The following is a 7497-nucleotide window of genomic DNA, read 5'->3' as shown; positions in this document are numbered from 1 at the left end:
TTATCAAGCCATAGCAAAACTTGGTGGTTGGACTGACACAAAAAAAACAGGCAAAGCTGCCTGGTCTACTATCTGGAAAGCTTGGTTTCCCTTAAATGAAAGAGTAGAAGGTCTTAAAATGGCTGCGGAGTTCATGAAGATGTGATCAAGTGACAGGGAAATGGGGAAGAGCCTTGTAATCGCCATATAGTTATATGGCGTCCCCAAGGGGGTTCGAACCCCTGTTACCGCCGTGAAAGGGCAGTGTCCTAGGCCACTAGACGATGGGGACCTGGATCTTGATTTTACACTATGTACTGCTAATTACTGCAAATGCTCAATATGGCGTCCCCAAGGGGGTTCGAACCCCTGTTACCGCCGTGAAAGGGCAGTGTCCTAGGCCGCTAGACGATGGGGACCCGGAACATTTCACCATCAACATACTAAGATGTTGATGGTGGAGCTAGGCGGGATCGAACCGCCGACCTCTTGCATGCCATGCAAGCGCTCTCCCAACTGAGCTATAACCCCTAAACAAGGCTCGCATTGTAATGACCTACCCTGTTTCTGTCAATAAGTTTTTTATTATATAAAATTTAATTTTTTCTCTTTTTTAAATAATAAACTTGTTTTACTCATTTAAGTCTGATTTAATTTGCTTTGTGGCTCGCAGATGATATTCATGAATAAAATGTAATCTTTCTATAGATTTTATTTCAACACCGCACTACATATCGCGTTTGGCAAAGCAATTGGTCACTCAAGAAGAACAGAACATTATCAATGAAACCAGCTCCTTGTGCAGGATAAAAAACAATTTTTACCTCCTTTTAGAGATATTTTTACAATGAATCAGTCACTCTATGCCCTAAGGACTAAATTAAACGAGCAACTTGATGAACTTAATTTGCTTTTACATCAGGAACAAAACCAGGCTAAGAATATAACAAAACAGATTAAAGAAATGGATGACCGCATCAATCAGTTGTCCCCTAGTGCATTGATAATTAATCCTGATCTTGAAATAAATCGGCTCAATTTTGTTATTCAGGAACAGGGGAAACAAGAACAGTTAATCACTGATTTAAAAAATCATCAGAATATAGAGCGTAAATTAAAAGAAAAAATACAACGTCTAAACGCTGAATTAAAAATGCTAAAAAAGTATTTGCAACGCGAGGAATCCAGCGATAAAAAATAACGATAAAAGACAGAAGAACAATGAACTAAATTAATTAAGCAGTTATCTATTCCACGAAACAAATCACTTATTTATAAAGAATAACTTTCATTTTATTTCTCTCCACACTCAGCCTCAACAAATTATTAAATGCATAGATACCCTGCTAATACAATTAAAATTTCACCACGGAATGAATTAAATTTGAACACAAAGGAAAATTTATGGTGAAATTTTACTTTTAAAAGTAAGCAGAAACTATTTTTGATGGTGGTTTACGTGCCGCAACAGTTCGCGCTGCAAAAGCACAATACTGGGCTCAAGTTGCATCATATCGTCAAGTAGTACTTACAGCATTTCAGGATGTAGAAGATAACCTCATCTAGAAAAACAAAGCAGCGTCCAAGATAAAGAAGCTGCGGATGCACGCTTTGCGCTCAAATTGGCCGTGAATCAATATCGGGCAGGAACAATAGCCTATACCAGCGTGCTTTCGGCCAAGATTTCCGCTCTTGCCGCAGAACAAGCAGCAAATGAAATAGATGGATTACAAATATCATCTGCCGTAGGATTAGTAAAGGCTCTAGGCGGCGGTTGGATAGCAAATTTATCTTTACCTTTGAAAGATAAGGACATTAATCAAGTTAACAACTAAGGTGGCAACCACATAGTCACTTATATAAAATGTTCATCTGGCTATGCTACACTTCTAATCTAATCTTCTGCCATTGTCTCAATGGCGAAAATTCTGGATTTTCCATATTCTCAACGGGTAGATAAAATGTCTGTTCTAATAAATATTGTCCACTAAGCGCTGCATGCGATACATGATCGGTAAAAACAATCCAGCTACTTTGTGCAGGGAAGTCAACTTGCACTTTCTTGACCTGTGCTTGATATTCATCATCAATTTTCATTGTGTCATGCAAATGCAACATGTAATGATCATAAGCTGAACGTAATGTTTTCGTTGTTTTAACCAGTTTTAGAATTTTTGCTTTAAATTTACTGTAAGATGCGATTTGTGGTGCAAAGCGTCCAAGCACTTGAGAAAATGGTTCACCCAAATTCCAAATTCGTGGCTCATGATCTGGGTTGATATTACAAAAGACACGTAAAATTCTTAATCCATCAACTGGGCTAGCTGAAAATGAATCCACATGCAAACGGGTGTCATCTTTGCGTTTGGAACTGATGCGACCTTTAATTTGCGCCGGTCGAAAACTAGTACGCCCCCATTGCAAATGCGGCACATAAGAGGGCAAAGTCTTTTGAATTAATTGATAGGAAAAATCAGCATAACCCTGCATCATCCGCGTGAGTTTACTCTCTAAGCCGCTGATTTCTTTTTTGTAAGCACCTAATTTTTTATGTTGTACATCATAACTGATATTTTTACGAGTTCCATCCAGGATTGTTTCAGACATCAGACAAGGGTCTACATCAGAAAAAAAATAGTCTGGAAAAAACAAGACCTGCCCATTTTCTAACAGATTAATGCTGTCCTGTTGATTGATTTGATCGATATTTTGTGTCAATAAATAAGAATTCATTTTTACTTTATCCCTTAAATTCCATTAAGTACCTAAGAGAATTGTGCATGGATTGACTGAATTCTTCCAGTTTTTTTCAAGCACAGGTATCTTTTAGCGGATTATTGATTAAGTAGTATCATAACTACTCCATAAGATGACTGTTATCGTACCCTTGACACGCTTAATTTCGTTAAGTAAATTCGCCGCAATGGAAGATAAAACGTGAAGTAAAACAAAATAACTCGATGTTCTATGTAACGAAAAGACACTGTTTAGAGAACAAAAAAATGCCTACTAAATATATTGTTATCAATGGTCGTATGGTAGCAAACCCCGATTACCTGATACCAGATGCGAAATAAGCCCAGGGGTTCTGGTAGCGAATAAACGTAACGGCACTATCTATACTGGTTACTAACGATTTAATTCAACGTGTTTATCAGCATAAGCAAAACTTAGTACATGGTTTTACAAAGCAATACAGCTGTAATCAGCTCGTATACTATGAACAATGCGAGAATATGATTAGCGCAATTGAGCGCGAAAAACAGATTAAATCAGGATCAAGAAAGTAGAAATTAGCCTTAATCGAGCGTATGAATCCTCGATGGTTAGATCTTTATGAAACACTTCTTTGACTTCAATTATCTCACCCTGAACCCCTGGGTTGCTTCGCTTTGCTCGCAATGACGGGCTCCATCCATACAGAAACAGAAATAGTTAGATCTTTATGAAACACTTCTTTGACTTCAATTATCTCACCCTGAACCCCTGGTGCTTCGCTTTGCTCACAATGACGGGCTCCATCCATACACCGTAGGGTCCATCTATGCTTCACTGTGTTCGCAATGACACTTACAAAGATGTAAACGTTCACTCTATATGTATTTTAGTCCTCATGTGTTCATGGGAAGAATTTTGACTCTTGGAGGAGAGTCAGGATGATTGCAAGTTTTTTGGAAAAAGAATGTCTCCCAAGAGAATTGACATGTAATTTAAAAATTCGTTCTTATTTTATTGCTTTGGATCGGATTCTATGTCATTTTCCCCTTGGAAATCCTCAAATACGTATAATCGAAAGCCTATATTATGAATGGTAATTTTCTACTTAATACTTTCATTTTTCTTGCTGCAGCAAGTATTATGGTCCCTATTGCCAGCCGTTTTAAATTAGGATCCGTATTAGGCTATCTTGTTGTCGGTATTCTCCTTGGTCCTTTCGGACTAAAACTGATTGATAACTCACAACAAATCATGAGTTTTGCAGAATTTGGTGTAATTATGATGCTATTTCTCATCGGTTTGGAATTAGAACCCTCCATGCTTTGGAAACTAAGACGACTTATCGTGGGTCTAGGCAGTTTACAAGTCATAATCACTACGGGAATTTTAATTGCAATTGGACTCCTTCTTGGGTACGAATGGCGATCAACAATCGCAATAAGTATGGCTTTAACGCTTTCATCAACTGCATTAGTATTACAAATGCTTCAAGAAAAAAACTTACTTAAAACAGCTGAAGGTGAAGCTTCTTTTGCAGTATTATTGTTCCAGGATATTGCGGTAATTCCTATTTTGATTATCATTCCTTTACTGGAGTTAAATGGAACCATTCAAGTCAGTATGCACCAAGAGAGTGCATTTGTCATTCAACTTCCTAAATGGGTACACGCTCTTTTAGTTACAGGAGTCATAGGCTCTATTATTTTCATTGGCCATTACTTATCTCGATATATATTCCTCATCATTGCCAAAACTAATTTACGCGAAGTATTTACTGCTTTTTCCTTAGCTTTAGTGATTGGCATAACCTTATTAATGGAATCAATAGGCGTATCACCTGCTTTAGGTGCTTTTATTTCGGGTGTAGTTCTAGCAAACTCACAATATAAACATACAGTTGAAGCAGACATTCAACCGTTTAAAGGACTATTGCTGGGATTATTTTTTATCTCTGTCGGTATGGGTATGGATTTTTCACTCTTTTCCACACAAACAACGCTGATTCTTGTCGCTGTGATCGCTTTAATTATGACTAAGGCAATGATTCTGATCATTTTAGGACGCTTCTTTGATTTAAGTAATTTTCAAACCATGAGCTTTGCTTTTGCCTTATCACAAGGAGGTGAATTTGCCTTCGTACTGTTCAAATATGCCTTGATAACTGAAGTAATCACTAAAACCTGTATGGAATTTTTTACTTTGGTGGTTGCCCTATCCATGCTGGCTACTCCGTTCTTGATGTTATTGTATAATCGTTTCATTCTGCCACAATTTATGAGCAGGATATTTGAAAAAAAAGAATACGATTCGATTAACGTGAAAAATGATATTATCCTTGCTGGTTATGGACGTTTTGGCCAAATCATTGGGCGCTTACTTACTGGAGAAAATATAAAAGTAACCGTGTTAGAAAACAATGCAGAACAAATAGAGTTGTTACGAAAATTTGGCTACATCGGCTATTTTGGTGATGCCAGTCGTCTCGATTTATTAAAAAGTGCAGGAGCAGAACATGCAAAGCTTTTATTAGTGACTGTTGGAAATCCTGATGTGAATTTAAAGATAGTCAAATTAGCCAAACAAGAGTTCCCACATTTAAAAATATATGCCAGAGCACGTAATCGCCGACATGCCTATGAACTACATAAATTAGGTGTTGACTATTTCATCCGAGAAGTATTTGATTCCTCAATAACCATGACGAAAACGATTATGAGATTTTTAAATTACACGAATGAAGATATTGAAAAGAAAGCACACGCGTTTAGAAAACATGATGAAGCAACCTTGCGACAATCTTTCGAGTTTTTTGAAAAAGAAAGTGATCTGATTAATTTTGCACGTCAAACAAAAGGTGAATTAGAGCGCATTCTTCGTTCACATTAAAAAACATACTAGCACCTCGTCCACATTGAAATAAAATTGATACCCATTGCCTGATTTATTGGAGTGCCACAAACCCATGATAAATTTTCAACAAATTTCTTTAAAAACCTTTCTTAACGAATATTGGCAAAAAAAACCGTTAATCATTCGCAATGCCATACCTGACTTTATAAATCCAGTATCCGCAGATGAACTGGCCGGGTTAGCTCTTGAAGAGGATGTAGAAAGTCGTATCGTTCAAGAAACACCTAATAAAAAACCTTATTGGCATTTAAAGAGAGGCCCCTTTTCAGAACATGATTTTAATAAGTTACCGCCAACACATTGGACTTTGCTAGTACAAGGAGTTGACCGCTTAATACCCGAAGTTTATGAATTATTGGATTATTTTAACTTTCTTCCGCAATGGCGTGTAGATGATGTAATGATTAGCTTCGCAGCACAGCATGGCAGTGTTGGCCCACATTTTGATAATTATGATGTTTTCTTGTATCAGGCGCAGGGTCTGCGTGAATGGGCGCTAACTAGCAAAGAATGTACTGACACTAATTACATTCAAGATCTTGAATTACGTATCATGAACCGCTTTGATGTTGAAGAAAAAATCGTGCTTGAAGAAGGAGATATGCTTTATCTTCCTCCACACATCGGTCATTATGGCATATCCCTCTCGGAAAAATGCATGACTTATTCTTTTGGTTATCGTAGTTATCAAGGTCAGGAATTATGGGACAGTTTGGGTGATTATTTATCTGAAAAAACCGCATTCAAAAATTTGTATCAAGATCCTGATTGGTCTGATTTAAAAAATACTTCTGAAATATCTCCTGCCGCATGGCAAAATGCACAAAAATTAGTACACCAGTTAATTAATGAAAAACAAATTATGAAATCCTGGTTTGGTTGTTTTGCCACCCGCTTGGATCAGCATGCTGAACAGCAATTACCCATCCCTTTAGAAGGAAATGAATTAACCGATATGGCAAGTTTTATTAAGAAATTAAAAACTGGAATCAATCTAACCCGAGACGCTTCATGTCGTTTTGCCTATCAGAGCTCAGATCAAAACTCCAAGTACCAATTTTACATCAATGGTTATGAATGGAATGTACACGGGGTTTCGCCAGGATTAGTACAAGCGATTGCTAATAATCGCTTTTTAGCTAATGAGCTTTTTCGAAGCTACTTAAATAATAAAAAAAATCAATTACTTCTCTTTGATTTATGGAAGTTACAATGGATACGCACTGAGACAAACTAGAAATTTTAATTGGTTAAATTTGTTATCCTAGAGTATAGTTAAGTAAAGATCATAACAAGGATAAGTCATGAAAAAAATGATCCTAATATTAACCATGATTACTGCTTCTGGGGTATTAAGTAATTGTTCTTGCAATCCATGTTCTGGGGTGTCTGTACCAAGCGATTGTTCTGGCACGAACAGTTATACTGGAAATTGGTTTTAACTATTTAGCAAATTTTCTCAACTTTGGTGTGCATACATTGCTGCAAATAAGTGGCGCGTTGGGATTTACGCTTATGACTCTTCAGCGCGCATCCAATGAGTCTTTAATTCATGCAATCTAATTTTATGGCTAAATAAAGTAATTAGCGCCCCCGCTAATATTAAGATAATACCTATTACACTCAAAGGACGTACAGATTCCCCTAAAAGAAAAACTCCAAATACCACTACAAATACAGGTTCTAAAACAGATAAGATAGAAGCGACTTCGGAACTAATGTATTGCAAACTGTATCTCATCAATAAAATAGGAATTACAGTAGCAATAATCGCTATACCAAATAAATGCAACCATACATGCGTTGATGAAGGAATAACAAGTGTATGATTAACCAGTGAAATCATTAAGCAAGTCACCATACATCCCAAACAAACCATTAGGGTAGATA

At 36.9% G+C, this 7497-nt stretch carries 8 protein-coding genes, 3 tRNA genes and 1 pseudogene; 5 read left to right on the top strand and 7 right to left on the bottom strand.

The features are described 5' to 3' along the window. Nucleotides 1-195 precede the first annotated feature (195 nt). From WA877_RS03010 to WA877_RS03000, 3 genes are all read right to left on the bottom strand, one after another. Nucleotides 196-271, bottom strand: a tRNA-Glu gene (locus tag WA877_RS03010). A 51-nt stretch (nucleotides 272-322) separates the two neighbouring features. Further along, nucleotides 323-398 (bottom strand) — tRNA-Glu (locus WA877_RS03005). A gap of 36 nt (nucleotides 399-434) precedes the next feature. Beyond that, nucleotides 435-510: transfer RNA gene (locus WA877_RS03000), tRNA-Ala, on the bottom strand. Nucleotides 511-826: 316 nt separating this feature from the next. Here WA877_RS03000 and WA877_RS02995 point away from each other — a divergent pair. Together WA877_RS02995 and WA877_RS02990 are read left to right on the top strand one after the other, a co-directional pair. Further along, on the top strand, nucleotides 827-1180 hold the full coding sequence (locus tag WA877_RS02995; protein ID WP_425169454.1) for a hypothetical protein: 354 nt from the start codon (nucleotides 827-829) through the stop codon (nucleotides 1178-1180). Nucleotides 1181-1607: 427 nt separating this feature from the next. Further along, nucleotides 1608-1814, top strand: coding sequence for a hypothetical protein (locus WA877_RS02990; protein ID WP_425169453.1), 207 nt, complete (start codon nucleotides 1608-1610; stop codon nucleotides 1812-1814). Between the two features lie 46 nt (nucleotides 1815-1860). On the opposite strand, the gene WA877_RS02985 is transcribed toward WA877_RS02990, so the two are convergent. Next, nucleotides 1861-2712: a Kdo hydroxylase family protein gene (locus WA877_RS02985; protein WP_425169452.1), complete on the bottom strand. Its 852-nt coding sequence runs from the start codon at nucleotides 2710-2712 to the stop codon at nucleotides 1861-1863. A 340-nt stretch (nucleotides 2713-3052) separates the two neighbouring features. On the opposite strand from WA877_RS02985, the pseudogene WA877_RS02980 reads away from it, so the two are divergent. After that, nucleotides 3053-3332: pseudogene (locus tag WA877_RS02980) on the top strand (GIY-YIG nuclease family protein). Nucleotides 3333-3343: 11 nt separating this feature from the next. Here the strand turns inward: WA877_RS02980 and WA877_RS02975 are convergent. After that, nucleotides 3344-3505, bottom strand: a complete 162-nt coding sequence (locus WA877_RS02975) for a hypothetical protein (protein WP_425169451.1) — start codon at nucleotides 3503-3505, stop codon at nucleotides 3344-3346. Between the two features lie 278 nt (nucleotides 3506-3783). Between WA877_RS02975 and WA877_RS02970 the strand changes: the two genes are divergently transcribed. After that, a complete protein-coding gene (locus WA877_RS02970; RefSeq protein ID WP_425169450.1) occupies nucleotides 3784-5583 on the top strand; it encodes a monovalent cation:proton antiporter-2 (CPA2) family protein in 1800 nt (599 codons plus the stop codon). 76 nt (nucleotides 5584-5659) lie between these two features. Further along, nucleotides 5660-6844, top strand: coding sequence for a JmjC domain-containing protein (locus tag WA877_RS02965; protein WP_425169449.1), 1185 nt, complete (start codon nucleotides 5660-5662; stop codon nucleotides 6842-6844). A 27-nt stretch (nucleotides 6845-6871) separates the two neighbouring features. Here WA877_RS02965 and WA877_RS02960 read toward each other — a convergent pair whose 3' ends face one another. Together WA877_RS02960 and WA877_RS02955 are read right to left on the bottom strand one after the other, a co-directional pair. Further along, nucleotides 6872-7021 carry a hypothetical protein gene (locus WA877_RS02960; protein WP_425169448.1) on the bottom strand — a complete coding sequence of 50 codons (150 nt, stop codon included), beginning with the start codon at nucleotides 7019-7021 and terminating at the stop codon, nucleotides 6872-6874. Between the two features lie 99 nt (nucleotides 7022-7120). After that, the coding region (locus WA877_RS02955; protein ID WP_425169447.1) for an EamA family transporter at nucleotides 7121-7497 on the bottom strand (377 nt) is incomplete at its 5' end.

The organism is Legionella sp. (genome assembly GCF_049790535.1).
Lineage (GTDB): Bacteria > Pseudomonadota > Gammaproteobacteria > Legionellales > Legionellaceae > Legionella.
Note: the sequence above shows the minus strand (reverse complement) of the source record. Positions and strands in the feature narration are given on the sequence as shown.